6 tRNA genes are annotated in these 556 nt (G+C 52.7%); all 6 read left to right on the forward strand.

Features of this window, described 5'->3' with window-relative positions:
- Positions 1–50: 50 nt before the first annotated feature.
- The 6 genes from QM382_RS08880 to QM382_RS08905 all read left to right on the forward strand — a co-directional run bounded on the left by QM382_RS08880 (position 51) and on the right by QM382_RS08905 (position 555).
- Positions 51–124, forward strand: a tRNA-Pro gene (locus QM382_RS08880).
- Between the two features lie 5 nt (positions 125–129).
- Positions 130–203 (forward strand) — tRNA-Met (locus QM382_RS08885).
- Positions 204–216: 13 nt separating this feature from the next.
- Positions 217–290, forward strand: a tRNA-Ile gene (locus tag QM382_RS08890).
- A 10-nt stretch (positions 291–300) separates the two neighbouring features.
- Positions 301–390, forward strand: a tRNA-Ser gene (locus QM382_RS08895).
- A gap of 14 nt (positions 391–404) precedes the next feature.
- A tRNA-Met gene (locus tag QM382_RS08900) sits at positions 405–478 on the forward strand.
- A gap of 4 nt (positions 479–482) precedes the next feature.
- Positions 483–555: transfer RNA gene (locus QM382_RS08905), tRNA-Phe, on the forward strand.
- The last annotated feature ends 1 nt before the right edge of the window (position 556 follow it).

The raw sequence follows: 556 nt of genomic DNA on the forward strand, positions 1-556 counted from the left end.
ATCAGGCGGTTAGAGGTTCGACTCCTCTAGGGTGCATTAACAATTTAATTCGGGAAGTAGCTCAGCTTGGTAGAGTACTTGGTTTGGGACCAAGGTGTCGCAGGTTCGAATCCTGTCTTCCCGATTGATGGCGGTGTAGCTCAGCTGGCTAGAGCGTCCGGTTCATACCCGGGAGGTCGGGGGTTCGATCCCCTTCGCCGCTATAATGATCTTGTTGGACCTTTAGCTCAGCTGGTTAGAGCTCTCGGCTCATAACCGAGTGGTCGTAGGTTCAAGTCCTACAAGGTCCATTGGAATGATGGAGGATTACCCAAGTCCGGCTGAAGGGAACGGTCTTGAAAACCGTCAGGCGTGTAAAAGCGTGCGTGGGTTCGAATCCCACATCCTCCTTTATTTATTATTAACGCGGGATGGAGCAGCTCGGTAGCTCGTCGGGCTCATAACCCGAAGGTCGTAGGTTCAAATCCTGCTCCCGCAATATTGGCTCGGTAGCTCAGTTGGTAGAGCAATGGATTGAAGCTCCATGTGTCGGCGGTTCGATTCCGTCTCGCGCCAT

It is taken from the genome of Streptococcus infantis, from assembly GCF_047465185.1.
Lineage (GTDB): Bacteria > Bacillota > Bacilli > Lactobacillales > Streptococcaceae > Streptococcus > Streptococcus infantis_O.